The sequence below is a fragment of the Spirosoma gilvum genome (assembly GCF_054776815.1).
The window spans coordinates 457,745-480,795 of the sequence record NZ_BAAHBH010000001.1 but is presented as its reverse complement, the minus strand read 5'-3'; the positions used below and the strand labels follow the sequence as shown (position 1 = coordinate 480,795).

18 protein-coding genes are annotated in these 23,051 nt (G+C 48.1%); 11 read left to right on the top strand and 7 right to left on the bottom strand.

All coding sequences use genetic code 11. The features are described from left to right. Positions 1–79: 79 nt before the first annotated feature. On the bottom strand, positions 80–1,711 hold the full coding sequence (locus tag ACYVFD_RS01905; protein ID WP_461087970.1) for a carboxylesterase/lipase family protein: 1,632 nt from the start codon (positions 1,709–1,711) through the stop codon (positions 80–82). A 186-nt stretch (positions 1,712–1,897) separates the two neighbouring features. Here ACYVFD_RS01905 and ACYVFD_RS01900 point away from each other — a divergent pair, with 186 nt between their 5' ends. Together ACYVFD_RS01900 and ACYVFD_RS01895 are read left to right on the top strand one after the other, a co-directional pair. Then, on the top strand, positions 1,898–2,638 hold the full coding sequence (locus ACYVFD_RS01900) for an NUDIX hydrolase (protein ID WP_461087968.1): 741 nt from the start codon (positions 1,898–1,900) through the stop codon (positions 2,636–2,638). A gap of 71 nt (positions 2,639–2,709) precedes the next feature. Then, positions 2,710–3,519, top strand: a complete 810-nt coding sequence (locus ACYVFD_RS01895) for a hypothetical protein (RefSeq protein WP_461087966.1) — start codon at positions 2,710–2,712, stop codon at positions 3,517–3,519. Between the two features lie 100 nt (positions 3,520–3,619). Here ACYVFD_RS01895 and ACYVFD_RS01890 read toward each other — a convergent pair whose 3' ends face one another. The 4 genes from ACYVFD_RS01890 to ACYVFD_RS01875 all read right to left on the bottom strand — a co-directional run bounded on the left by ACYVFD_RS01890 (position 3,620) and on the right by ACYVFD_RS01875 (position 10,197). After that, complete coding sequence (locus ACYVFD_RS01890) at positions 3,620–5,518, bottom strand: peptidoglycan DD-metalloendopeptidase family protein (RefSeq protein WP_461087964.1); 1,899 nt, start codon at positions 5,516–5,518, stop codon at positions 3,620–3,622. A 149-nt stretch (positions 5,519–5,667) separates the two neighbouring features. Continuing rightward, positions 5,668–7,203 (bottom strand): T9SS type A sorting domain-containing protein, encoded by a 1,536-nt coding sequence (locus ACYVFD_RS01885; protein ID WP_461087962.1) that lies wholly within the window; start codon positions 7,201–7,203, stop codon positions 5,668–5,670. A gap of 202 nt (positions 7,204–7,405) precedes the next feature. Beyond that, on the bottom strand, positions 7,406–8,998 hold the full coding sequence (locus ACYVFD_RS01880; RefSeq protein ID WP_461087960.1) for a T9SS type A sorting domain-containing protein: 1,593 nt from the start codon (positions 8,996–8,998) through the stop codon (positions 7,406–7,408). 257 nt (positions 8,999–9,255) lie between these two features. Then, the gene (locus tag ACYVFD_RS01875) at positions 9,256–10,197 is read right to left on the bottom strand and encodes a LysR substrate-binding domain-containing protein (RefSeq protein WP_461087958.1); all 942 of its coding nucleotides are present in this window, start codon (positions 10,195–10,197) and stop codon (positions 9,256–9,258) included. A 195-nt stretch (positions 10,198–10,392) separates the two neighbouring features. Between ACYVFD_RS01875 and ACYVFD_RS01870 the strand changes: the two genes are divergently transcribed. The 3 genes from ACYVFD_RS01870 to ACYVFD_RS01860 all read left to right on the top strand — a co-directional run bounded on the left by ACYVFD_RS01870 (position 10,393) and on the right by ACYVFD_RS01860 (position 15,697). Further along, positions 10,393–11,181 carry a hypothetical protein gene (locus tag ACYVFD_RS01870; RefSeq protein ID WP_461087957.1) on the top strand — a complete coding sequence of 263 codons (789 nt, stop codon included), beginning with the start codon at positions 10,393–10,395 and terminating at the stop codon, positions 11,179–11,181. Between the two features lie 35 nt (positions 11,182–11,216). Beyond that, positions 11,217–12,278, top strand: a complete 1,062-nt coding sequence (hemH, locus tag ACYVFD_RS01865; protein WP_461087955.1) for a ferrochelatase — start codon at positions 11,217–11,219, stop codon at positions 12,276–12,278. 416 nt (positions 12,279–12,694) lie between these two features. Beyond that, positions 12,695–15,697: an alpha/beta hydrolase family protein gene (locus ACYVFD_RS01860; protein WP_461087953.1), complete on the top strand. Its 3,003-nt coding sequence runs from the start codon at positions 12,695–12,697 to the stop codon at positions 15,695–15,697. Between the two features lie 402 nt (positions 15,698–16,099). Here ACYVFD_RS01860 and ACYVFD_RS01855 read toward each other — a convergent pair whose 3' ends face one another. Continuing rightward, the gene (locus tag ACYVFD_RS01855) at positions 16,100–16,492 is read right to left on the bottom strand and encodes a DUF1573 domain-containing protein (RefSeq protein WP_461087951.1); all 393 of its coding nucleotides are present in this window, start codon (positions 16,490–16,492) and stop codon (positions 16,100–16,102) included. A gap of 209 nt (positions 16,493–16,701) precedes the next feature. Here ACYVFD_RS01855 and ACYVFD_RS01850 point away from each other — a divergent pair, with 209 nt between their 5' ends. The 3 genes from ACYVFD_RS01850 (at position 16,702) to ACYVFD_RS01840 (ending at position 19,908) form a co-directional block, all read left to right on the top strand. Further along, positions 16,702–18,012 carry a sensor histidine kinase gene (locus ACYVFD_RS01850; RefSeq protein WP_461087949.1) on the top strand — a complete coding sequence of 437 codons (1,311 nt, stop codon included), beginning with the start codon at positions 16,702–16,704 and terminating at the stop codon, positions 18,010–18,012. Positions 18,013–18,015: 3 nt separating this feature from the next. Beyond that, complete coding sequence (locus ACYVFD_RS01845; RefSeq protein WP_461087947.1) at positions 18,016–18,690, top strand: response regulator transcription factor; 675 nt, start codon at positions 18,016–18,018, stop codon at positions 18,688–18,690. 105 nt (positions 18,691–18,795) lie between these two features. Further along, positions 18,796–19,908 (top strand): hypothetical protein, encoded by a 1,113-nt coding sequence (locus ACYVFD_RS01840; protein ID WP_461087945.1) that lies wholly within the window; start codon positions 18,796–18,798, stop codon positions 19,906–19,908. A 100-nt stretch (positions 19,909–20,008) separates the two neighbouring features. Here the strand turns inward: ACYVFD_RS01840 and ACYVFD_RS01835 are convergent, their stop codons facing one another. Continuing rightward, complete coding sequence (locus ACYVFD_RS01835; RefSeq protein ID WP_461087943.1) at positions 20,009–21,205, bottom strand: alpha/beta hydrolase family protein; 1,197 nt, start codon at positions 21,203–21,205, stop codon at positions 20,009–20,011. 425 nt (positions 21,206–21,630) lie between these two features. Between ACYVFD_RS01835 and ACYVFD_RS01830 the strand changes: the two genes are divergently transcribed. From ACYVFD_RS01830 to ACYVFD_RS01820, 3 genes are all read left to right on the top strand, one after another. Then, positions 21,631–22,335 (top strand): OmpA family protein, encoded by a 705-nt coding sequence (locus ACYVFD_RS01830; RefSeq protein WP_461087941.1) that lies wholly within the window; start codon positions 21,631–21,633, stop codon positions 22,333–22,335. Between the two features lie 63 nt (positions 22,336–22,398). Next, positions 22,399–22,611 (top strand): hypervirulence associated TUDOR domain-containing protein, encoded by a 213-nt coding sequence (locus ACYVFD_RS01825; protein ID WP_461087939.1) that lies wholly within the window; start codon positions 22,399–22,401, stop codon positions 22,609–22,611. Between the two features lie 8 nt (positions 22,612–22,619). Beyond that, positions 22,620–22,964, top strand: coding sequence for a DUF3140 domain-containing protein (locus tag ACYVFD_RS01820; RefSeq protein ID WP_461087937.1), 345 nt, complete (start codon positions 22,620–22,622; stop codon positions 22,962–22,964). The last annotated feature ends 87 nt before the right edge of the window (positions 22,965–23,051 follow it).

Sequence of the window (23,051 nt, the reverse complement as noted above, 5' to 3'; positions counted from 1 at the left end):
TGCCTTACAAAACAAAACTTCCCGAAAGCTCAACGCTTTCGGGAAGTTCCAGTACTAAATTCGGTAGAAAAACTGGTTTCTACTGTTTGGTGCTCAGTTGATCGAGGAACACGTAGCGAGCCCGATGTTGCTCGGTTTCGCCTTGCGTTTTCACGTCAATCCGCATAACCGGTACATTCTTATCACCCGTTACCGGTGCCCATTTTGGAAGACCAGGGCCGTTCGGATTGCCGGTTTTGATGAAGTTGGCAAAATAATTCTGCATCACTTCCGACACTTTATAATCGTCGGGTGTCCAGGCATAGACTTTGTTGCTGGCCAGATTACCCATCGCATATTCGATTTCGGCAGAGTGAACAGCACCACGAGCTGGTGGCGTTTTCATAGCCGATGCATCACCACCCCGTACAACACCACCAGCTAGTCCAGGTGCTGCATTGCCCATAGCCGCCGTCATGGCTGGACGTGGGCGAGCATATAGGTATCGGTACACGGGTTTGCCGCCACCCGTTTTTACCTGTAAGTCAGACCAACGCCAGGTGCTGTAGCCGATAAACCGATCGCTGGCTAAATCCGTAGCTGCCTGCATTACCTGCTCTTCGGTAGTGGCCGGATACAGCTTCAACACCTCATCGGCCTGTTCTTTGTACAGTTTCTTAACCGCGTTGGTGTAATTTTCGACCGTTGGCGTTTCCTTGCCCAATATAGCGCGGTAACCCATTTCTTCGGAATTCCAGCCAACCAGCAGGGGCACATGAGCCTGTTCACCGGCTGCATATAAATCAGCCGGTGCTTTGGGGAAGAAATACCCATCAATAGCTGCCGTAAACCAGGGGACACCCGGCTTAGCCGTAGCTTCCAGCAGTTTTTCGGCCGACATAGCCCGTAATTCGGCCAGCGAATTGGCACCAACACCAGCGGCAAATTTCAGTCCCATTTCTTCGGCCGCCGACAAGGTCGATGGTGGCAACGTACCGAGCAACGACCCACTTTCGCCAATGGCACCGGCAATCAGATTTTTCGACAGGGGCGATACCATCTGGGCACTTACCGAAACCGAACCTGCCGATTCTCCTGCAATGATCACTTTCTTCGGATCGCCCCCAAAAGCCGCAATATTCTGCTGCACCCAACGTAAGGCAGCCGATTGGTCGAGATAGCCATAATTGCTGGATGCATGATGCGGGGATTCTTTAGTCAGTTCGGGGTGCGCCATAAAACCGAATAAACCTAGCCGATAATTTACGGTAATCGCGACGATTCCTTTTTTCGCCATGCTTTCGCCATCGTACCGTGCTTCTGATCCATCACCAGCCACAAAACCACCGCCATAGAAATACACCAGTACCGGCAGTTTTTCAGCCGATGACTTAGCGGGTGTCCATACGTTCAGATACAGACAGTCTTCGCTCATACCATCCGACCGGAAACCCATATCGCCAAAAATAGCCCGCTGCATGGCACGGGGGCCAAAATGATCGGTTTTCTTGACGCCCTGCCAGTTCTTAACCGGCTGTGGTTCTTTCCAGCGCAAGTCGCCCACCGGGGGCGCTGCAAACGGAATGCCTTTAAATGCGCGAATACCGCTGGCCTCTGCTAAGCCCTCCACTACACCATTTGCTGTTTTGACCTGCGGGCTGGCCGTCGACTGTGCAACGGTCTGATACGCCAGTTGGGTCGTCAGAAGCGAAAGCACTAAAAAGGTTTTCATTTGAAGTTAATTAAGGATTCTACGTATTATTGTCACAATTTGTTACAATAATAAAAACTTGACCCGACACTACCAAAGTTTTTGTTACTTGCCGATACAATTATGCGGATAGGCTATTTGGATGAACTCAATACGATCGACTAACCAGCTTGGCAGAAACCAGATCACATAGGAATTAATACCGTTATGCGTAAGCGATTACATCCCGAAGAAACTCAGACCACTGGGGCCGGTTTTTTGCCGAGTCTGGCTATCGATACGGTCATCTTTGGGTTTCACGAAGGTCAGCTCAAGATTCTGCTACTGGAGTATAAAAACACGAACCTGCTGGCCCTGCCCGGCGGTTTTATTCGGGAAACGGAGAATTTGAACGATGCAGCCCGGCGCGTACTTGCCGAACGAACCAGCCTGCAAGGTATTTATCTGGAGCAATTTTATACGTTTGGCGATTTCGACCGCTATGACCCAACTCCGCTACGAGCCATCATGTCGGGCCATGGACTGAGCTATTCCGACAATCATTGGTTGCTTCGTCGATTTGTGTCGGTGGGCTACTACGCGCTGGTCGATTTTACGAAAGCTGTACCCGTACCCGATCTGCTGGCCGATCGCTGCGACTGGTACGACCTGGCCCATTTACCCCCATTGATGCAGGATCATCAGAAAATTGTTCAGAAAGCGCTGGACACGTTACGACTCGAACTGGACCGAAAACTTATCGGCTTCAACCTACTCTCCGAAACGTTTACAATGGCTGATTTACAGCACCTTTACGAAACCATCCTGGGACAAAAACTACACCGCTCTGGCTTTCAGCGGAAGATGCTTAGCCTGGAAATTCTGGAACGTCTTGATAAACAATACAGTGGAGGAGCCCACAAAGCCCCTTATCTTTACCGGTTCGCTTCCGATAAAAAGCCGGTATAACCCACTGATTGCCGATCAACTTCCGACATAGAAGTTTTCCAGTCAAACGCCCGGCCAAATGTAAACCGTCCATGCCAGGAAACGCATTACTTCGTTATGGTCTCCTTTTACTAATTGCGCTGCCGATTGGCTTTTTGCTGCTCAATCCCCAACTCCTTCGCTGTCTCTGGATCGATAAAACAGGCAATTTTCAGGTTGCGAAGGGAATGCCCAATGTGTATATCAGTCGGACAGCAACCGCCCGGCAACAAACTAAATTTCATCAGAATGTGACCCAGGCCCGCGACCGGATCAAGCGTTTCTGGGGGAGCCAGCAAGGAAGGGCCGTTTTAATCTACTGTCCTACGCAAGCCGATTATGAGCAATATTGTGCCGGGGGCGAAGGTGCGGGTTGCAGCATCGGCACACCCTGGGGCAGTGCCTATTTAATTCTGGGACCCGATGGGAACGATGTCGATGTAATTGCCCACGAACTGTGTCACGATGAATTGTTTAGCCGGTTGGGCTGGTGGCGGGTAAAACGGCAGATTCCCCAGTGGTTCAACGAAGGACTGGCGCTAATGGTTGATTATCGGTATAGCCGTCCATCCATATGGGAACGACCAGACAGCTCAGTAAACGATTTATCTTCACCTGCTTACGAATCAGCCGTACCCAATCCGCATCACCCGATGCTAAAGCTTTCCGACCTGGAAACCACCCGCGATTTTTTTGGGAGCGATTACCACCACACGATGCTGGCCTATCAGACAGCCGCCGACGAAGTAGCCCGCTGGCTCACCCGAACAGGTCGTCGAAACGTCCCGATCCTGGCTGATGCCGTAGCAACAGGTGAAACGTTCACGGATGCGTACCAACGGCTTGAAAAACAAAGTCGTTAACTATTCCTTTGCCCGTAGCTTTAAAAGTCGAGGCCAATGGTTTATCCCTTAGCTCGTCCGCGATTGCATCGCGGACGAGCTATCATCAATTGCTGCCTTCTCACAGTTTTATAAGTCGTCGGGTAGTTTTCCGATCTCCCACCTGAATTTGCAGAAGGTAGGTGCCCGTCGGATGCTGATCAAGTTGAAGTGTAGATGTTGCTTGTCGTATTTCACGCACTTGTATCTGACGGCCAGCCATATCCGTTACAGTTAACGAAGCTGTCTGTCCAGCCAGTAAGCCATTGATTTGCACGGTCAATGTACTCGTCGCAGGAACAGGGTATACGTCTACAGCAGCGGTCAGCGAAGGGTCATCAATACCGAGCAACGGAGCCACAGTTACCAAAATACTCCGGTTAATGAGACTACCATTACCACACACGTTACTAACACTGGTCAATTGATAAGCCGTTGATTTAAGAGGCTTTACCTGAATCGTGTGTGGATTAGCGGATGTACTGACAGGTACCGTATTGCCCAGACCGGTAGCTGTGCTGTCGCGATAACTAAAATTCCAGGGAGCATCGCCCGTAAACGCGACGGATATGTTGGCCGACTGACCTTCGTAAATGGCTTGATTACCGGTAATCGTAGCTGTTGGTAGTTTAGCAGGCGTTGTGGTTACAGAAATAGCATTCGAAACTGCGCCATTCAGTTCGGCTGTGTAGCTACCCGATTCGCGAACAACGACCGTTCGATCAACGAGTTTATTCAGCACAACTCCATCTTTTTTCCAGACATACTGATTGGCCTCGACATTAGCCGTCAACGTGACACTATCGCCCGTACAAAACGACGTTTTCCCCGAAGGCGAAAGTTGAACCACTGACCGAAGGTCTTTCGCAACGATAAACTTCCGCTCAAACACTTTCCCATTAAATTGAGTACGAAACGTCCACTGCCCATTGGGTGCATCAGTCGGAATGGTTACGTAGATATACCAGTAAAAAGTGGCAAACGTAGACGTACTTTTATCCTGAAAGGTGGTAAACAGTTGTCCATCGGGCTGAAACACATCGAACTGGATCGGATCGCCGTTCTCCAGCTCACGCCCGAAGGCATAAAAGTAAAACCGCTGGCCGGGTTGAGCCACGACGACTTCATTGGTTAGGTTGGCCGAACCGGGGCAAACGCCCATCACCGGCTGAACCAGATGAACACTCAGTCGATTTAGTGTCTTCTCTTTATACAGGGGCTGCTGTTTCCACCAGGCATCGGTAATGGTTTTATTGCAGGTTCCCTGAAACGGGTCGATCAGTTTTCCATCCGCATTATAAACCTCGAAATGCAGGTGGGGACCCGACGATCGACCCGAACTACCAACATAGCCCAGAAACTCCCCTTCCTCGACCCGTTGGCCAATACTCTTGCTGGTTAGTGACTGCTTTTTGAGGTGTCCATACCAGGCAACCGACCCATCGTCGTGTCGAATATAGACCGCGTTCCAGTCGCTGGTGGCGCTGGCAAACGAACCACAACTCTGATCATCATTGCCATCGCTTTTGGAAACAATTACACCCGGCGCAGCGGCCACCACCTTCACGTACTCGCCCGCCATGACCGACCAGTTGAATGGCCAGAGCGAAATATCGGTCCCCTGATGCTGATAGCCACTTTTCTGATCGTAGGTACGGTTGCCGCAATTATAATCCAGATTGGAATTCGTGTATTGATTCACGTCGTTGGGGCCAAGGGCGGAATTTAAATCGACATAGTTGGCAATTGTCCAAAACCCATAAGGTGCCTGACTTTTTGCCCAGCGTAATGGAAACGAAAAAACGGGATGTGTGGCAGCTTTTCGGGCACCATTCTTCGCCAGCAACGCCAGCTTATTCTGGAGCATCTGCTGAATATCAGCATGCTCCTCAGCCGTCAGACACGGTTGTCGATCCGGGCTCACACCAACTAAACGGCTACCCACAGCAACAGTCTGAGCAAGCAAGGTCAATCTGCTCATTAAAAGCAAAAACAGCAATAAGCTCGTCCGTAGATAATCGCCCATTTGGTTGTCGAAAGAGGATACGGTAAGCTACTATTTTTTAAGACAACCTTTTTAATCTTTTGACTATAAGGTATTGTTTTGCTCTGCTCGTTAGCCAATCTGTTTTAGAGCTTTACAATCCGTTTGGTAGCTTTCCGATCGCCAACCTGCACCTGGAGCAGATACGTTCCCGGTGGATGTTTATCAAGTGGTATAGATGCCGTCGTCTGGCGAATCTCCTGCCGACCAAGGGAATGCCCCGTCAAATCAACCAATTCCAGAATGGCTGTTTGGGCAGGTGGTAGGTCCGGAATATGCACGTTTACGGCGGTCGTTACCGGAATTGGGAAGACCTCGATTGCATCGGCCAGCACCGGGTCCTCTACACCCAGTAGGGGAATTACCTTGACAAGAGTGCTGGCTTTAAACGTATCATTCAGGCAGCCGTTACTAATGGATTTGATCGTGTAACTCGTTGTAATAAGGGGTTTTACATTAAAAATAAGATCTTCCCCGCTAAACGAAGTCAATGACCTGGGCACACCTAATCCAAGAGCGGAGCTATCCTGCAAAATGAAGGTGAATGGTCTCCATGCGGCTCGTCCAGATAAATTAACACTCAGACTGGCTGGGGTCGATTCCCATTCCAATAATGTTTTACCACCTGTGATGGTGCCTGATGGGGGAAGACTGACATTGACAGTTAAATGTGAAATGGTCCAACTTTTACATCCCTTCGATGGATCAATCGGGTATAATCGCAGGTAATATTCTGTACTGGATGGGGCATTCGTAGTGGGCAGTGGGGGAAATGTGGTTTCAGGTTCACCACTGTCTTTTTTCAAATAATGTACTTCATAATTTTCAGGGGGAAGTTCATGTCCATTTAAATTTACTGGAATTGCTTTATCCCCAATGCAGTAGTTTACACTACCATAATAGATATCTGGCCAATGTGAAACTTCGTAAACGGATATTGGATTGGCTGGCGTCGGCCCTTGAAACGGTCGATATAAAACCCTATATGTCATTTTTGCCGTATCGCTTTCACACCCATCGAGCGTCTGAGTAAAATAATACAGTTCCTCTTCCATTGGGTATTTATACGGACGCCCTAAAGAAAACGTTTTTTGTATTTCAAATATCACATAGTCGGAAGAGGCATACGTATATCTACTATAATAGTAATTCGATTTAACTAACGTATTATTATAATACCAATAAAAATTAACCGTTGCTCCCACAGCAGCGGTTGTCGTTATATGTGTACTAATATCTCCACTAGCAAGCACACGCATGCACTCGAGTCTCAGGCTATCGACCCTCGGTGGAGCAGGTTTGGCCTTTACCGCAAACGTTGTCGGGCTGGGTGTACCTGTAACCGACAGATTTTTTGCCGATAGTCGAATTTGATAATTACGCCCAGCCAGCGTATTTACCGGAATAATAGCTCGGTAGAGAACCTCTCCACTAACCGTAGTTGATAAAGGCACAGACGGGATTGCTGAAAAGGTTATTCCATCCGACGAAAGCTCAACGGCCAGATCACCCGTTACCCCAGCCGTGCGTCCACGCACTTCCAGTGGAGCCCCCGCACAAACCGACGTTACGGCCAAAGGCTGTGTGTCAATTGATTGGGCCTGTACCTGCTCAGCCCACATCCAAACACTAATAATGACCAGGCAGATTCTGAAAAGCTGTAACCTGAATAATCTGAAGCAATTGTAGCAATGTAAATCCTGATCCATCTTAATAGTACAATAATGTGGACAAATACTATCGTAACAAATATACTATTACTTCTGATTTAGTCCATTATACATTCACTCAACAATTAATAAGATGTATCGCCAAAAGGTAAGTTTACATTTTAACCACGCGTTTGGTAGCCTTTCGGTCGCCAACCTGAATGTGAAGCAGATATGTACCAACTGGCTGGTTGTCAAATCCAATTGATATTGTAGGCTGCTTGGTTTCCTGTCGGCTCAGCGTACGTCCGGCCAGGTCTTTTACTTCCAGAATGGCCGTTTGAGCGGGTAACAGCTCCCGTATATGTACCGTTAGCGTAGTGGTTGCCGGAATAGGATACACCTCCAAAACATCGGCCAGTGAGTTATCCTCTATACCCAGCAACGGAATGACATTGACGACGACCAGACGGTTGCTTACGGCCCCTTCGCCACATTCATTGCTCACGGCTGTCAGTTTGTAACTGGTCGGCTGTTTGGGACTCACGCGAAACACATACGGGTTGGCGTCAGTCGTAACGGATGTGCTGTTCCCTGCGCCGACGCTGGTACTGTCGCGATAAGCAAATGTACAGGGGCCATTCCCCGAAAAAGCGACCGACAGGCTGGCGGGCTGCCCTTCCAGTATAGTCTGATCGCCGGTTAGTGTTGCCGTCGCTAATGGTTTTATCGTAACAGTCAGGTGTGTATTTAACGCGGTATAGTTGCCGCATCCTTTTGTTGGATCAATAGGAACTAACGCCATTTCATACGTTTGAGAAGCCAGTGTATTGGTTTTGGGTGTCGGTGGGGTTGTTGTCTGAAGCGTATCAGAGAGCAGTCGATAAACGATCTGGTAATTCGATGGGGGCGCAATATGCCCATTTACGTTCAACGGGTCGGCCTGACTATTCTGACAGTAAGCAATCGTTCCATAATAGGTGGACGGCCAGTTGGCCTGTTCAATGTCGTGTGCTTTGCCATTCGTAGGAAATGGGCCTGTGGTTGGTCGGTACAGAATCCGCAAAACGGTCTTCACTTTCTCGCTCTCACAGTCGTTGACAGATTGGGTGATGTAAAAAACGGTTTCGTTGACCGGGTAGGTGTAATTGGTACTACCCAGGTACTGTTTGGGAATGTAAAAACCGGGATGCTCTGTATCACTGGCCGTATCGCTTGTCCGCATAAATACCTGATTGGCATTATAAAGCATGGCTTTGGCACCCGGCACAACCGTTGTCGAAATAACCGAGTTAGCATCACCGTTCGGCAATACGCGCTGGCAATCCAGAATAAGACTATCGACGGTTGGCGGAGCGGGTCGGGCTTTTACGGTCAGCATCGTTGGACTAGGATTGCCCGTAACCGACGGATTTTTGGATATGACCCGAATCCGATACGTATTTCCAGCAGGTGTGCTGGCCGGTATGCTAGCCCGATAGGTCACTTCGTACCGCCCGGAAGCGGATAACAAAGAAGACGGAATTTCACTGTAGGTACTCCCATCCGACGAAAGTTCAACCGACAGCGTATTACTGCCAAACGTTCGAAATGCCGTCACATCAATTGAGGAACCAACACAGACCGACGTTACCGGTAACGGCTGCGTATCCAGCGTTTCCTGGGCATATGCACTACCACGGAAGAAAACCAGAGATAGGAGTAGACTGACATAAAGGCAATGTCTAATCTGTATAGCCAAACCATACCAACGTAAACATTGATTCATACCAGTAGTCAGGAAGGGGTCAGGTTTTATTCATTAACAGACGACGTAGCGGTAGGTTTCTACTACTATTTATCGCTAGAGTATGTTTTTGAAAATACACGAAAGATGGGTGTTTTTGTCATTCCGACGAAGGAGGAATCTTACAATTTCCGCATTTAATAGATAAGGCTACTCTAAGATTCCTCCTTCGTCGGAATGACAAAAATGGCTTTTCATAAAAAATCTAAACAGGTTCTAAAAGTAGAAAAAATAGAGGGCTATTTTAAGCGAACGGTTTTTCCCACCTTTACGGACTCCGCCAATGTTTCGGGCAAGTGATCCAGTATTTCGGATTTAAACGCATTAATCAGTTTTCGTTTCAAAAAGCTCCGGTGCATCACCAGACTTACTTCGCGCACCGGCTGGGGCGAATCGAATGGCCGGAGCCGGGCAAGACGGGTTTCATCCAGATCGAGTGTGGCCAGATACGGCAATAGGGTAAAGCCACCCTGTTTATCGATCAGTTTAATCAGCGTTTCGAGTGAACCCGTCTCATACCGCAAGGGTGATCCTCCATTAGGCTGTCGGTCAGCTCCGCACAAATTCATCACCTGATTCCGAAAGCAGTGTCCTTCGGTCAGCAGCCAAAGCCCATCAGTCTGTAAATCGTCTGGCCGAATGGACGACTTGACCAGCAACGGGTTCGATTCAGCGGCATACAACACAAATGGCTCCTGAAACAACGGCATTTCGGTAATACCATTTTCGGCCAACGGCGTAACCACTAACCCTACATCGATCAGCCCATTACGAAGTCGTTCGATAATCTGTTCAGTAACTAACTCCTGAATTTGCACCGACACCGCCGGATAGTTCTGAATAAAACCGCCAATAAAGTAGGGAAGCAGATAAGGAGCCAGCGTTGGAATAATACCCACCCGAAAATCGCCCCGAATATCATCTTTCGATTCACTAACAATTTCAGGAATCCGACGCGCTGCCCGCAACACATCCCGCGCCTGAGCCAGAATAGCCTGACCCGTTTCGGTTGGTACTACAGGCTGCTTCGAACGGTCGAACACCAATATCCCCAGTTCATCTTCCAGTTTCTGGATTTGCATACTCAGGGTGGGCTGCGTCACATGGCATGCTTCGGCTGCCGTAGCAAAATGTCGGTAGGTATCAACGGCAACAATATAATCAAGTTGAGAAAGCGTCATAGGTAATAAAAAATGAATAATGGATAATGAACAACGTACTTGGAGTAATGTGCGCTAATACCATTATTCATTGTCCATTGTTCATTATAAATTATTCATTTTTTGTCTTACATAAATAACAAATCTAAGGCTTCTCAAACCAAAAGAAGCTGTCATTGTTCTATTTTTGTGGATGAAATCCCCACTAACTAACCTATGAAAGCACTTATCCTCTCCGTACTGCTAATCGGCTTTAGTGGCTTTATTGCCCTGGGCCAGGCGCAAAAACTGATCAACCCGCCTATGCCCGGCTTTGATTTGACGGGTTCGGATGCCCGCGCGGTTCAAATCGCCGACGAGGTAATGGCGGCCATGGGAGGCCGCCCTGCCTGGGACGATACTCAGTTGATAGCCTGGAATTTTGATGGTGTTCGAAAGCTCGTTTGGGATAAATATTCTGGCAATGTTCGGATTGACAATATACTTGATGATCAGACTGTTTTGCTGAATATCAATAACGATATGGGCCGCGTGTATCGAAATGGACAGGAAGTGACCGAACCCGATTCTGTTACGAAATACGTCCGACTCGGGAAACGTAACTGGCTGAACGATTCCTACTGGCTGTTTATGCCTTACAAGCTTAAAGATACTGGCGTAACCCTGAAATACCTGGGCACCGAATCCACTCAGGCAGGCAAAGCTGCGGATATTCTTCAGATCACTTACAAAACGGGTAATTTAACCCCCGGCTTTCGCTACAAAGTATGGATCGACAAAAAATCCCGTTTAGTAACTCAATGGGCACAATACGCAAAACCAACTGATAAACAGCCTGTTTTCACCTTACCCTGGGAGGACTACCAACAACATGGCGATATTTTACTGGCCAGCGAACGAGGTACTCACGACCTGTCGGATATTATGGTTTTCACGGGGTTACCCGGTGAGGTATTCAGCGATTTCACCCGTACCGATTTAAGTCGCTATCACGAAGCGAAATAACAAACTTCCCGCTTCAAATTTCTGTTAGCCTTCTCATGAACCTTTCTGTTGAACAATCTCCTGCTTCAGTCCGCAAATCAGTAGGAAAAACGGGCGTTTTACTAGTTAATCTGGGCACACCGGATAGCCCCTCCGTGCCCGATGTCCGTAAATACTTACGCGAGTTTCTGATGGATAGTCGGGTTATCGATATTCCGTTTGCCTCACGCTTTATGCTGGTCAATGGGATCATTGCCCCATTCCGTGCGCCCAAATCAGCCAAAGTTTATAAAGAACTCTGGACCGAGACGGGGTCGCCCCTGAAGTATTACGGGCAAATCGTTGAACGGGAACTTCAGAAAGAACTGGGTAATGAGTACGTCGTAAAGTTGGCCATGCGCTACCAAAACCCCAGTATCGATGTAGGCCTGAAGGCGTTTCAACAACTGGGTCTTTCCGAGATCATTGTTGTACCCTTATTCCCACAATACGCGTCGGCGTCAACGGGTTCCGTTTATGAGAAAGTAATGACCCTGTTGAAAAGCTGGGAAGTTATACCAGCCGTTCGGTTCGTTAACCGATTTCTGGAGCATCCGAAGTTTATAGAAGGTTTCGCCCAGATTGCCCGGAAATACATGGAAGCCTACGACTACGATTACTACCTGTTCAGCTACCACGGCCTCCCTGAGCGACAAATTCTAAAGGGCGATATTACCAAAAACGTTTGCCAGTTAGGCGATTGCTGCAACAGCTTTCACGCTTTAAATCAGCATTGTTACCGGGCGCAATGTTTTGAAACAACTCGACTGCTCGTACAGGCGCTGGGCATACCCGAAGGCCGATACGTGACCAGTTTCCAATCAAGACTGGGCAACGATCCCTGGATTAAACCGTATACCGACGACATCATTAAGGAATTACCCGGCAAGGGAATTAAAAGTGTGCTGGCTTTCTCACCCGCATTTGTAGCCGATTGTCTGGAAACTACCATCGAAGTGGGCGTTGAATACAAAGAGTTGTTTGAAAAATCGGGAGGGCAGCATTGGCAGTTGGTCGAAAGCCTGAACGATAGTCCCCTCTGGATCGAAACGCTGGTAGACCTGGTTAAAACCGCCTAACTGGCAGTCTTGGCAGGATTAAAAAATGACCTTAAAAAAAATTAAGCCCGCTCTCTTTGACAAGAAGCGGGCTTTTCATTACGGCAGATACAGTACTGAAAATGACAAGGGGCAATTCATTGTTGCAGGTATAATAATCGAATAGATTCCTATTTACAGCAATACATTATATCCCTTATTCAGACGATCAGTCCGTAAATGCTTTACTAATTAACATATTTTAGTCGATAATGTTTTATATGGTCTATTTTTTTTAATACCTACTCTAGTAAATCGCCTGGATTACAAGATAAAATTCAGTCTGGTAGTAATCGAAGGATAAACAGAACGAATCCTACAATTGATGAAACTTAGGCCATTTATCTTCCGAAACTCGCAGATTTTTAGTAGTTTAGTAAGTCTTAATATTCCTCATAATGACACACTTCACTCAACTTTTACTCTGTTTTTCGCTATCAGTACCCCTCTTTGCCCAAACCCCAAAACGCCCACTCAATTCGTCGGATTATGATCGCTGGCAAAGTGTTCGGTCTGAAAAAATTTCGGCAGATGGCCGCTGGATTTCTTATCAGGTTGACCCGCAGGAAGGTGATGGACGGCTTGAAGTAGCCAGCAACACGGGGGGCGCTCAGCCACGGTATAGTTTCGCTCGCGGCTATATGGCTCAATTTACACCCGATAGCAAGTTTCTGGTCATGCGGCTTAAAGTACCCGCTGCTGATACCCGCAAGGCCAAACTCAAGAAAAAGAAGCCGGACGAAATGCCGAAAGACAGCCTGCTGGCGCTGAATCTGGCAACGGGTAAAACAACAAAGTTTGCCAATGTCAAATCATACACGTTTGGGAAGGATGCCGGTTCCTGGCTGGCGGTAGTACAGGAGCGCAAAGACGACCGCGAACGACCCTCTCCCCGGCCAACGGCACAGACTCAGAAAGATACTCTTTTGCCGTCGGCTCCTGTTTCGACAACAACGGTTGCTACGCGCCGAGGCCCATCGAAGCGGCCCAAGGGCGACGACTTAACCCTGTTGAATCTGACTGATGGCTCACGCAAAACATTTCGTTATGTATTGAATGTAGCTATTTCGGATAATGGCCAGAAAGTTTTCTACAGTAAAGAATCGGCCATCGATACGCTAAAAGCGAGCGAAAGTGCCGTACCCGGTGTGTTTTTGTTCAACACGACCAGCGGCCAAACTATGCTGGTGGACACTAGTTCTAAACGAAAGATTTATAAGGGGCTGGCCATCAACAAAACAGGCGACCAGGTGGCCTGGATGGCTTCGGCCGACAGTGCCGGGGCCGATGTGAAAGTGTTCACCCTATACTACAAAAGCCTTTTACCAGCCACTCCCGTCAAAGGAAAAAAAGGCAAAACACTTGAACCGGAAGCACCATTCCGAATTATAGCCGATACAGCGCTGAAAGCGCTGCCCAAAGGCTGGTCGGTCAATGAATTCCGTGAACCAAGATTTGCTGATGATGGCAAACGGCTCTATTTTTCCACCTCGCCCATTCCACCCAAGCCAACCAAAGACACCCTGACTCCAGATGATGAGAAGGTAAAAATGGACATCTGGACCTGGACCGACACACGGCTACAACCCATGCAGCAACGTCGGCTTAAGGAAGAAAAAGAACGAGGTTTTCTAACGCTCTACGATGTATCGACCGGTAAAGTTACGCCGTTGGCCAACCGTGAAATACCTACCGTAACGTTCGACCCAAAGGTCAATTCACGGTATTTACTAGGCCTGAGCGATTTGCCGTATCAGGTCCAATCATCCTGGGACCCCGGCCATACGGACTTGTACCTGATTGACGCCCAGACCGGAGAGAAAAAACGCATTGCCAACGATGTAATGGCCTCGCAGCCCAAATTGTCGCCCGGTGGCCAGTATGCCTACTGGTTCGATGAACGGGATTCGCTCTGGCGGGCCTGGTCGATCGTCGAAAATAAACGAATTGACCTGACGCGCGGTTTGCCCAGCAAATTTTTCGATGAAGAGCACGATACACCTAATCTTCCAGGTGCGTATGGCTCGGCAGGCTGGACTACCGGCGACCGCTATCTATGGCTCTATGACCGCTACGACATCTGGCAGGTTGATCCGACTGGCCGCGAAAAGCCAACCAACCTCACCGCAGGCTGGGGCCGTAAAAATGGCGTTCGGCTCCGGTATGCCGATATGGGCGAAGATGATACACCCGGATTCGGACGGTCTACACCCGAAAAAGCCATTGATCCCAAAGACGAGGTATTCTTTACAGGTATCTGGGAAAGCGATAAGTCGACGGGGATTTTGAAGAGTAAAAATGGTCTCTCGGCACTGGAACCCACCACCCTGAAGCGCAGTAACCATCGCTATTTTGGTCTGAACAAAGCGAAAAATGGATCGACACTCACCTTTTACCGGGGTAATTTTCAGGAGCCGATCAACATTTTCCGTACCGATAGCACGCTGGCCAATCCGGTTCAGCTCACCCGCGTCAATCCGCAGCAAGACAGCATTCGCTGGGGAAGTGTTGAATTGGTAAGCTGGTTAGGTACCAACGGCGTCAAACTCGAAGGACTACTATATAAGCCCGAAGGTTTCGATCCGAAGAAAAAGTACCCCATGCTTACGTACTTCTACGAGCGCAACGCCGAAACCCTGAACGATTACAAAGCACCGGCCCCGAGCCGTTCAACCATCAACGTGGCCTATTGTGTGTCGAATGGGTATCTGGTTTTCATTCCCGATATTGTATACACGACCGGTCAGCCAGGGCCAAATGCCTACGATTGTATTGTACCGGGCGTGCTTAGTTTGATCGATAAAGGCTTTGTGGACCGTGACCGTCTGGGCATTCAGGGGCAAAGCTGGGGAGGTTATCAAACGGCTTATATCATTACCCGTACCAATTTGTTCCGGGCTGCGGAAGCCGGTGCTCCTGTGGCTAACATGACCTCGGCTTACGGTGGCATTCGTTGGGAAACGGGTATTGTCCGGCAATTTCAGTACGAGAAAACACAGAGTCGCATTGGCGGAACCCTTTGGGATAAGCCGATGAATTACATCGAGAACTCTCCGCTTTTCTTCGCCAACCGGATTCAAACGCCACTCATGATGACGCACAACGATGCCGATGGTGCTGTGCCCTGGTATCAGGGAATTGAATTTTACTCCGCCCTCCGCCGGTTGAATAAGCCTGTCTGGATGCTGGTCTACAATGGCGAAGGCCATAACCTGACGCAACGGCATAATGCTAAAGACCTGAGTATTCGGCTGTACCAGTTCTTCGATTATTACCTCAAAGACGCACCTATGCCGATCTGGATGAAAGAAGGACGTACGGCAGTGGAGAAAGACCGGGGCGAAATGAAATACGGCTTGTCGGTAGAGCCTCAGCAAATCACCAGCAGCGGTTCTAACTAAGAAATGGATAATGAATAATGCACAATGAACAATGAAAGTTGATTTAGTCTTAACTTTCGTTGTTTATTGTGCATTATTCATTATCCATTTCTTATGTAACTTCGGCCAAATAAATTGCCGACATGTTCATCCTCTATATTGAAGTGAAACATGTAGTCCGGCTGGATTTTTACATTGATGATGTACTACTATTCGATGAATTTCTAGTGGTGCCGGGTCTGAGCGAAGAAGCGATCATTGGAGCGGCTACCATGCCGAATTGGCGAATCAAATTGGAACGGTCCGCCGTCGCGGTTCGAGCACGATGCCGTCCATGTCGATCCCAAAGTTGCCAAGATGCAACTGATATAAAGCAAAGAGCCGGATTCAGGTCCGGCTCTTCATATTTTATTAAGGCACATTTTACTGGGCAGCGCCAGCTTCTTTTACCACCTCGCCTTTGAAGTACAGGACTACCGTTCCGCCTTCGGCATTCGACTCTACTGTCACAGATTTGTTGAAAGCACCCATAGCAGCCGCATTGTAAGTAGCCTTAACGGAACCAGACTTACCAGGCATAACCGGCTCTTTTGGATACTCAACGCCCGTACAACCGCAGGAGCCCTGAGCCCGGTTGATAACCAGTGGCAATTCGCCTTTATTGGTAAATGCAAACTCAACTGTAACGGGCTTCCCCTGTGGGATTTTCCCGAAATCATGAGTAGCATTCTTCCAGTTGAACACAGCCGCCGGAACAATCATGGCCACAGAAGCCATCAATACTACTAGGGAACCGAAAAATAATAGACGTTTCATAAAAAATTGGTTTGATAGGATTTGTTATGTACTGCCCACTCAGGCAACGCTGCAAACCTACCTCACCCATCCCTATAACTCTGTTAAGCAGTCGCTAACGTTTGTTAATGAGTTGTTAACGTGGCCTAATTGAGTGATTGAGCGATTGAGTGATTGAGAGAATAATCCGTACTTTACACTCGCTCAATCACCAATCGCTCAATAATAGCATGTCTCGCTTACGGCTACTAGTCCTTCTATCGGTGCTTTCGATTATCGGCATCCTGGCTGTTCAGGTGGTCTGGGTGCGGAATGCCTATACGCTACGAGAGCGGCAGTTCCGTCAGTCGGCGTTTATTGCCTTGCAGGATGTAGCCGATGAAGTAGCCCGACTGAATCATTTCACCCTCAACCGCTACGCCGTTACGCAGCTTTCGGACGACTACTTCATTGTCAACACCAATGCCCCTATTGATCCGGCAGCACTCGAAACCTTTATCCAGAACTCGCTACAGGCGCATAATCTGATCACTGATTACGAATACGGCATTTACAACTGCGAAACCGACCGGATGGTCTATGGCGCTTATGTGAGCCCAAGTGCGTTGATGAAAGGCAGGCTTCAGAGTATCAGAAACCTGCCTAAATTTCCACGCTATACCTACTACTTTGGCATTCGTTTTCCCAATCAGACTGGGTTTATCGCCGGGCAGTTGAATGGATGGGTTTGGTCGACCATAGCGGTGCTCCTGGTGGTATTATTTTTTGGATATACCCTTAGTGTCGTCCTCAAACAACGCCGACTGACGGAAGTGCAGCGGGATTTTATCAATAACATCACCCATGAACTTCAAACGCCCGTTTCGACGATTCGGGTTGCCGCCGATATACTTCAAACCGACGGAATCACTCAACAACCCAACCGACTCAAACAGTATGCCCGCGTTTTAGGCGAAGAAAGTCAGCGCCTGCAAAAACAGGTCAATAGCATTTTACAACTGGCCAAATCCGAACGAACCGGTTTTGTGCTCGACCCTACGGATATTGATCTGCACGAACTGATGACCGGAATCGCCCATCAATTTGCTCCGTACATAACGCTCGATCTTACCGCGACTAATTCTCATATTCATGCTGATCGGTATCATCTCGAAACCGTGCTGAACAACCTGATTGATAACGCGCTCAAATATTGTGATCAGACACCCCTCATTGTTATGCATACGCGGGAGGAACAAGGTAAGTTAATCTGGTCGGTAAGCGACAGTGGCATTGGAATTGCTCCGAAGCATCAAAAAGCCGTATTTCAGCAGTTTTTCCGGGTGGGGTCAGGCCATACCCACAATGTGAAGGGCTTTGGGCTGGGCTTGTATTATGTGCGGCAAGTGGTTCGGGCGCACGGCTGGCGGTTAATCCTCACCAGTCAACCCGGCCAGGGAAGTACATTTACGATAATTACAAAGAGCGAAAGAGTGAATGAGCGAAAGACCGAAAAAATGGCTCAAGTAAGTTTTTCACTCTTTCGCTCATTCGCTCTATAAACTTTGACACCGGCTCGCATTTTATTTGTTGAAGACGACGTGAACCTGGGGTTTGTCATTCGCGATACCCTCGAAAACGTCCCGTTTCAGGTAACCCATTGCACCAATGGACCTGAAGCATGGGATGCGTTTCAGTCGGGGTCATTTGATGTTTGTTTGCTGGATGTTATGCTGCCCCAAAGCGACGGTTTCACGCTTGCCCGACAAATTCGGGCCGTCAACACGCAAATTCCCATTCTATTTCTGAGTGCCCTGGCCAATAAAGATGATCGGTTACAGGGGCTTCGTCTGGGTGGCGATGATTACCTGACCAAGCCCTTCAGTATCGAAGAACTTATCCTGAAGATAAATGTATTCCTCCGCCGAACCACTACCACCCATGCGCTCAAACAACCCGATTCGGGCATAGACCTAAATCGACAGAATCTTACGCTAACGATCGATGGTCAGGTTCAGACCCTTACGTATCGGGAAGTCGATGTACTGGCTTATTTGCTGGACCGTCCCAATACGCTCATTCGGCGCGATGAACTGTTACGGGCCGTTTGGGGCGACGACGATTATTTTATGGGGCGAAGTCTGGATGTATTTATCTCCAGGCTTCGCAAACGGCTTGGTCAGGTTCCAGCTATCCGAATCGAGAATGTTCATGGGGTTGGGTTTATTTTGCGCCGTTAGTTAACTCAGTTTGCAGCATGTCTATTCCGCTTCGTAGTTTGCAGTCCGAAGTTCCGTTGATCCGTTCTGAACGTAACCACCGACTCTTAAACTACAAACTACCCGATGAACTACAAATTACCTGCCGTTGCGTTATTCGTTGTCCTCTTTTCGTACGGTTGTAAAACAGCAAAGCTCCCCAATCAGTCGCTTCCCACCACCGCCACTATTACTCAGGAAGGATTTCTTACCTGCTTTGCCCCTGGAACCGTGCTTAACAATCAGCCTGTTTGGTGTGAAGCTTCCGCTGTCTTGTTTGATGGGAAACACATCCTATTTGCCAACGATAAAGACATGCCTGCTGGCCAAAGTCCGGTTTTCATGAAAACACTCGACGATCTAGCCGATTCGACCACTTCGCCAACCTACCTGACTCGACCAATCTTCTCATCGACCCGAAAATATGAAGATTTCACCCAAACGCCCGACCGGCGATTTGTGCTATTGACAACTGCATTCGACCGCGTCAAATCGGGGAGTCATGACTGGGATAGTTATAATACCATCCTTTACTGGCGCAGTGGGGATGAACAGCACCCGCAAGTACTGGCTCCCGACGATACCAGCCGAACGTCGATAGCGTACCGCCAGCGCATTGCTCAATTATTAGCGACTGAAGAGTTTCCGGGTGCCATTCCGTATTTCAAGATCGAAGGGTTAGCCGCAACGGATAAACAGTTGTTGTTTGGTATTCGGGAAGAGGGGAAATCGTACGAGAGCTTTAAGTACCGGGCAAAAATCATCAGTGTATCGTACCAGATTGAGAAAAAAGGGGATTCGGAGCGTATCCGGCTGGCCGACGACTGGAAAATCATAAACGACTTCGATATAGCTGCCGCGTCCCCTTCTCTCCCACAACCGCTGGCTTTATCCAGTCTGGAGTATGATCCATACCGGGGTTGTTTCTGGCTATTAACATCCATGGAAGCAAACGGCCAATTGGATGCCTATCTCTGGACGATCTCCCCAGCCGATTTATACGCGGGTAAACCGTTTACGATAATACGCAATGCACAAGGTCAGCCGGTCCATACACCTGGCCATAAAGCCGAAGATCTGACGCCACTGGACAAAAACCGGCTCCTGCTCATCAGCGACGACGACCGCTCTCGCACGACCATCGGTACGCAGACTCGAAATGCCAATCAGGCCGCGTATTCAATAGTTACGGTTAACTAAGCTGATTACACTAAGACAAAGCTCCCCGAAAACGTGAAGCTTTCGGGGAGCTTTTGTGCTGGTCGGCGATTGCATCGCGGACCAGCAACGCCTACAACGTTTACTGAATCGAACTAAAGAATGAATACGTGCCGGTGATAAAGGGTATGATACCCGTTGCATGAGTTGCACCTGACATGGTGATCAGGTCTACATTGGTTGCCCCTCGTTTCTGCATGGCATCGTAGGCATTCTTTGAGTTCAGGTAAAAGACGATTTCGTCGGCATCGCCATGATACAGTTGAGTGCGGGTCCGAGGTTTCCAGTCGTGAATATCGTTATCCTGCACTGCTGCCAGAAACGCTTTATCGGTACCATCATTGACAGCCTGTTTAAAGCTATCCGTAAACGCCTGATTCAGGCTAACATTGATAGAGGCATTCTTTCCCTGGGCGGCCACCTGCGTTGCATACGGTTCTTTAAAGTAATAGCCCATCGGTCGGTTCAGACCATAAATTCGGTCGTAGGTAAGCAGCACCCAGATGTAGAGTCGATTTATACTGGCATCACCACCCGTTTTCTGGTTCAGAATATTGCTCATAAACGCAGGTTTATCATAAGCACCTGCGCCACAACTCGACGCAACCAGGTTGAATTCATTCCCGGATTCTTCCTCAATTTTCTTCTGCAAGGCCATCGTTGCATAGCCTCCCTCCGAATAGCCTGCCACAAACAGTCTATTATCCCATTTAACAGGCTGGCTCGCCAGAAACTCACGAGCGGCCCGAAGCATATCAAGGGAAGCGGTTGCCAGTCCATTGCGATGTTCATACGTATGGGGAAGATCTTTTGAAGCTCCATAGCCAATGTAATCAGGGGCAGCTATGATGTAGCCCTGGGAGGCAAAAACTGACCCGAATGAGTAGGCTTCGCTGCTGGAGCCGAAATTTGAAGGAGCGTCAGATTCGCTGGTAATTGTCCCATGCTGCATACTTAGCAAAGGCACAGCCGTCGTTGTCGTCGGAATTAATAAAGCCCCTGAGGCTTTTACAGACTTACCATCCGTATTCGTGGTTGTGTATTCGAGCCGGTAGGCTTTAATACCATAGCGGATAAATGCCTGCAACAACACGTTTACCCCCGTGAACCGACCCTTAAGTTGATCAGCAGAATACTCGCCAATCAGGGTGCTGCGGACTAACGTTTGCGGCTGTTTGGGTGTTACGGGGTTGTTACTATCTGCCGTATTACAGGCCGTTGGGGCGAAAAGTAGTACGCTCCCTAAAAAAAGAGCTAAAAATGTTTTGCTAAATAACATGGAGTAAAAGCCTATTGAGAGGGTACTTATTCAACGTTTTTTTGGCTGTTTTCGTTTACTGGAAGCCCGCAAACTATTTCTACCAAATACCTTATTATCAACCAATTAAAAGTTACACCTGCCTACATTTTCCGTATCTCCATAAAATATATCCATATTAGCAAATACCAGCCCTGGCCTCACCCGTCACGTTTTTTGACAGTTTTGTAGAATCCGTTCCACAACTATATGCATCTTGCTTCCCGGTTACTCTATCAAACTACTTCGTTAAATATGGTTTTATAAATAATTTTTACTATGTCTAATTTAAATCAATTCACTAATAATCAGAAACTTACCAATTAATATACTTACAGACTTCAATTTTCGGCTTAAACTGGTATAGCGTTTGGACATCTATAGGCAATACCAATATTCACAACGCTATGAATTCACACATGAAATCTGTTGCCACTAAAGCCCTTGCGATTCCACTAGCAGTCTCCCTGCTGGCCGGAAACGTTGCCTGTGCCCAGCAGAAAAAACTAAACAAGACGCAAAAGGGCGCTATAGTAGGAGCCAGTGGCGGTGCCGTTATCGGCGGTATGATTGGCAAGAGTAAAGGAAAAACAGCTATGGGAGCCATTTTGGGCGCAACCGTTGGTGGCGCAGCCGGTGCTGTTATTGGCCGACGGATGGATAAGCGGGCCGAAGAAATACAACGTCAGATGCCCGACGCTCAGGTAGATCGGGTAGGTGAAGGTATCAAGGTTTCACTTGGTTCTGATATTTTATTCGATGTCGATTCCTATGCTTTAAAGTCGGCGACAAAACAACAGCTTATTCAGTTCGCTCAAACGCTTAATAAGGAAGAAGAAACGGATATTTTAGTGGAAGGACATGCCGATGCTACTGGCTCGGCAGAACATAACCTTGCGTTATCGAAACAACGGGCCGATGCTGTCGCTAATTTCCTGGAGACTCAGGGAGTGAAAACATCACGTGTTGACGAGAAAGGTTATGGGGAATCACAACCCGTTGCCGATAATGCAACCGCAGCAGGGCGTCAGAAAAACCGTCGCGTCGATATTGCCATTTTTGCCAACAAAAAAATGCAGCGTGACGCCAAAAACGGTAAGCTTGGCGACTAAAAATTATCAGATGGTTAGGAAGTACTCCTAACCATCTGCCTTTTAAACTTAACATTTTAGCCGATGGATACGCCCAGGAGAGGAGATAAAGTGAGTTGGAACTACGGGAAAGGGAAAGCCGAAGGAACTATTGTAGAGGTTCATACAGATGATGTCAAACGCAAGGTTCAGGGAGCTACCGTCAAGCGAAAAGGATCGGCCGACGAACCGGCTTTAGTCATCAAACAGGACCGTAAGCGAATTATTAAATCGGCTAGTGAAGTAACTAAACAATAAAACGGGTTATGGTAGCAACGCTCGATGAACAGGAAAAGAAAGAGATTCGGCAGTCGTTTGATACGTTGGTCAATATGTCGCCCTCAGAATTAAAAAAATGGCTAAAAACCGAAGAATCCCGGTCAGTTGGTCAAACAAAAGAGGGTAACAAAGAGTCTATAGGACATCAGTCGGGCGGCCAGATCATCGCTATTTTAGATAAGAATATCAATGAACTGACGGAAGCCGATTATGAGCATATGCAGAAGGTGATTGGTTATGTGAAGCGACATAGTGCTCAGCGCCCCGAACACATAGCCGGTTCCAACTGGGCTTATTCTCTGAAAAACTGGGGGCATGACCCCGAAAAGTAAACGCTGCTTATCGGACAGCTCAACTTTCTGATTTACTCAACAAGAAACGTTACGAAAACTATTTTTCTGATCAGTCCAACCTACACA

Excerpts from the sequence above, each read along its gene's own strand:
- hemH (WP_461087955.1), top strand. The coding sequence starts at position 11,217 with ATGAACCTTTCTGTTGAACAATCTCCTGCTTCAGTCCGCAAATCAGTA.
- ACYVFD_RS01885 (WP_461087962.1), bottom strand. The coding sequence starts at position 7,203 with ATGTGGGCTGAGCAGGTACAGGCCCAATCAATTGACACACAGCCTTTG.
- ACYVFD_RS01835 (WP_461087943.1), bottom strand. The coding sequence starts at position 21,205 with ATGTTATTTAGCAAAACATTTTTAGCTCTTTTTTTAGGGAGCGTACTA.
- ACYVFD_RS01895 (WP_461087966.1), top strand. The coding sequence starts at position 2,710 with ATGCCAGGAAACGCATTACTTCGTTATGGTCTCCTTTTACTAATTGCG.
- ACYVFD_RS01840 (WP_461087945.1), top strand. The coding sequence starts at position 18,796 with ATGAACTACAAATTACCTGCCGTTGCGTTATTCGTTGTCCTCTTTTCG.
- ACYVFD_RS01850 (WP_461087949.1), top strand. The coding sequence starts at position 16,702 with ATGTCTCGCTTACGGCTACTAGTCCTTCTATCGGTGCTTTCGATTATC.
- ACYVFD_RS01825 (WP_461087939.1), top strand. The coding sequence starts at position 22,399 with ATGGATACGCCCAGGAGAGGAGATAAAGTGAGTTGGAACTACGGGAAA.
- ACYVFD_RS01890 (WP_461087964.1), bottom strand. The coding sequence starts at position 5,518 with ATGAGCAGATTGACCTTGCTTGCTCAGACTGTTGCTGTGGGTAGCCGT.
- ACYVFD_RS01900 (WP_461087968.1), top strand. The coding sequence starts at position 1,898 with ATGCGTAAGCGATTACATCCCGAAGAAACTCAGACCACTGGGGCCGGT.
- ACYVFD_RS01905 (WP_461087970.1), bottom strand. The coding sequence starts at position 1,711 with ATGAAAACCTTTTTAGTGCTTTCGCTTCTGACGACCCAACTGGCGTAT.
- ACYVFD_RS01820 (WP_461087937.1), top strand. The coding sequence starts at position 22,620 with ATGGTAGCAACGCTCGATGAACAGGAAAAGAAAGAGATTCGGCAGTCG.
- ACYVFD_RS01875 (WP_461087958.1), bottom strand. The coding sequence starts at position 10,197 with ATGACGCTTTCTCAACTTGATTATATTGTTGCCGTTGATACCTACCGA.
- ACYVFD_RS01860 (WP_461087953.1), top strand. The coding sequence starts at position 12,695 with ATGACACACTTCACTCAACTTTTACTCTGTTTTTCGCTATCAGTACCC.
- ACYVFD_RS01870 (WP_461087957.1), top strand. The coding sequence starts at position 10,393 with ATGAAAGCACTTATCCTCTCCGTACTGCTAATCGGCTTTAGTGGCTTT.
- ACYVFD_RS01855 (WP_461087951.1), bottom strand. The coding sequence starts at position 16,492 with ATGAAACGTCTATTATTTTTCGGTTCCCTAGTAGTATTGATGGCTTCT.
- ACYVFD_RS01880 (WP_461087960.1), bottom strand. The coding sequence starts at position 8,998 with ATGAATCAATGTTTACGTTGGTATGGTTTGGCTATACAGATTAGACAT.
- ACYVFD_RS01830 (WP_461087941.1), top strand. The coding sequence starts at position 21,631 with ATGAATTCACACATGAAATCTGTTGCCACTAAAGCCCTTGCGATTCCA.